At 62.8% G+C, this 2,957-nt stretch carries 1 protein-coding gene; it reads left to right on the forward strand.

All coding sequences use genetic code 11. From position 1 onward, the window contains the following. A partial coding sequence (locus AO388_RS25400) for an AMP-binding protein (RefSeq protein ID WP_153004018.1) occupies positions 1 to 2,957 on the forward strand: 2,957 nt, incomplete at both ends.

Here is a 2,957-nt window from a genome sequence, read left to right on the forward strand (position 1 = left end):
CGGTTCCACCGGCACGCCCAAAGGCGTGATGAACGAGCACCTGGGCGTGGTCAACCGCCTGCTCTGGGCGCGCGACGCCTATAAAGTGAACAGTCAGGATCGGGTGCTGCAAAAGACCCCGTTCGGGTTCGACGTGTCGGTCTGGGAGTTTTTCCTGCCGCTTCTGGCCGGTGCCGAACTGGTCATGGCCCGTCCCGGTGGCCATCAATTTCTGGAGCACCGCTCAACCCGCGACTTCCCGCAACTGCGCCGCGTGCTGTGCAGCGGCGAGGCCCTGCCTCGTGCGTTGCAGCGCCGCTTCGAACAACAGCTCAAGGGCGTTGAACTGCATAACCTCTATGGCCCGACCGAAGCGGCCATCGACGTTACTGCGTGGGAATGCCGCTCGACGGATCCGGGCGAAAGCGTGCCTATTGGCCGTCCGATTGCCAATATTCAGATGCACGTACTGGATGCGCTGGGCCAGCTGCAACCGCTGGGCGTGGCCGGTGAGCTGCACATTGGCGGCATCGGCGTAGCGCGGGGTTATTTGAACCAGCCAGAACTGAGTGCCGAGCGTTTCATCGCCGACCCGTTTTCCAGCGATCCGCAGGCCCGTCTGTACAAAACCGGCGATGTGGGCCGTTGGCTGACCAACGGCGCGCTGGAATACCTGGGCCGTAATGACTTCCAGGTGAAGATTCGCGGCTTGCGTATCGAGATCGGCGAAATCGAGGCCGCTCTGGCCAAACACCCGGCGGTCCATGAAGCGGTAGTTACCGCCCGCGAGGACATACCCGGTGACAAACGTCTGGTGGCCTACTACACACGGTCTGCCGAGCACACTGCTGTCGATATCGAAGCCCTGCGCAGTCACCTGCAGCAACAGTTGCCTGAATACATGGTTCCGGCCATCTACGTACTGCTCGATACCATGCCATTGACGCCGAACGGCAAGCTGGATCGCAAGGCGCTACCCGCACCGGACGGTGATGCGCTGATCAGCCGTGGCTACGAAGCGCCGCAAGGCGAAACCGAAGAGCAGATCGCGGTTATCTGGCAAGACCTGCTGGGCGTCGCACAGGTCGGGCGTCACGACCACTTCTTCGAACTCGGCGGCCATTCGCTGCTGGCGGTGAGTCTGATCGGGCGTATGCGCCAGTTGGGTCTTCGCGCCGATGTACGCGTGCTGTTCGGCCAGCCGACGCTGGCAGCACTGGCCGCAGCCGTGGGCGGTGGCACCGAGATCGTGGTGCCAGCCAACCTGATCACCGAGGATTGCCAACGCATTACGCCTGAGCTGCTGCCACTGGCGGACCTGACTCAGTCGCAGATCGATCAAGTCGTGGCAACCGTGCCGGGCGGCGTGGCCAATGTGCAGGACATCTACCCGCTGGCGCCGTTGCAGGCAGGTATTCTTTATCACCACCTGGCCGCCGAAATCGGCGACCCCTATGTGTTACAGACGCAGTTCGCCTTTGCTGACGGCGAGCGTCTGAATGCCTTCGTTCAGGCTTTGCAGGCGGTCATCGACCGCCACGACATTCTGCGCACCAGCGTGGTCTGGGACGGTCTGGACTCACCTGTGCAAGTGGTCTGGCGTCAGGCCCGGTTGCACCTTGACGCACTTGAGCTTGATCCGGCAGACGGCGATATCGGTGCACAACTGCACAGCCGCTTTGACCCGCGCCATTACCGTCTGGACATCGGCCAGGCGCCGCTGATGCGCGTGGCCTATGCCGAAGACCCGCTCAACCAGCGCATCTTCGCGATGCTGCTGTTCCACCACATGGCGCTGGACCACGTGGCGCTGGAAGTGGTGAAGCATGAAATGCAGGCTTGGCTGGCGGGCGAGGCAGACAGCCTGGCAGCGTCGGTGCCTGTGCCGTATCGCAACTATGTGGCCCAGGCACGCCTGGGTGTCAGCCAGGCTGACCATGAAGCGTTTTTCCGCGACATGCTCGGCGATATCGACGAGCCGACGCTGCCGTTCGGCCTGCTGGACGTGCAGGGTGAAGGTCGTGACATCGAGGAAGCCAGCCTGGCGCTGGATCCTCAACTCAACCTGCGCCTGCGTGCTCAGTCCCGGCAACAGGGTGTGAGCGCCGCAAGTCTGGTGCACCTGGCCTGGGCTCAGGTGTTGGGCAAGGTATCAAACAAGCAGGATGTGGTCTTCGGTACCGTCCTGATGGGCCGGATGCAGGGTGGCGAAGGTACCGAGCGAGCCTTGGGGATGTTCATCAACACCTTGCCGCTGCGGGTTTCGGTAGGCGAGCAGGGCGTACGCGACGGGGTCAAGGCCACTCATAAGCGCTTGACTGCCTTGCTCGGTCACGAACATGCCTCGCTGGCGTTGGCCCAGCGTTGCAGCGGTGTTGCCGCGCCCGCGCCGCTGTTCAGCGCGCTGCTCAACTATCGCCACAGCGGGGTCGGCAGTGTGTCTGACCAGGCCATGCAGGCATGGCAGGGCATTGCGGTCCTCAGCGGCGAAGAACGCACCAACTACCCGCTGACCTTGAACGTCGATGATCTGGCCGATGGGTTCAGCCTGACGGCGTTGGTGGCTTCGTCAATCGGTGCGCAACGGGTGTGCGGCTACATGCACACGGCGCTGGAAAACCTGTTGACGGCACTGGAGCAGACGCCAGAAACGCCGTTGCAAGGTTTGTCGATTCTGCCAGCTGTCGAACGTGATCAGTTGCTCGTGGATTTCAACGACACCGCGCTGGATTACCCGCACGAACAGACCATTCACGGGCTGTTCGAAGCACAGGTCGAGCTTACGCCGCAGGCTCTTGCGGTCGTCCACGGCGAACAGCGCCTGACGTATCGCGAGCTTAACGAGCAGGCCAACCGCCTAGCCCATGCCCTGCGCAAGCAGGGTGTACAGCCGGATTCCCGCGTCGGGATCTGCGTTGAACGCGGCGTGGAGATGGTCATCGGCTTGTTGGCGATCCTCAAGGCGGGCGGCGGTTACG

It is taken from the genome of Pseudomonas sp. ICMP 10191 (genome assembly GCF_001467335.1).
GTDB lineage: Bacteria > Pseudomonadota > Gammaproteobacteria > Pseudomonadales > Pseudomonadaceae > Aquipseudomonas > Aquipseudomonas cerasi.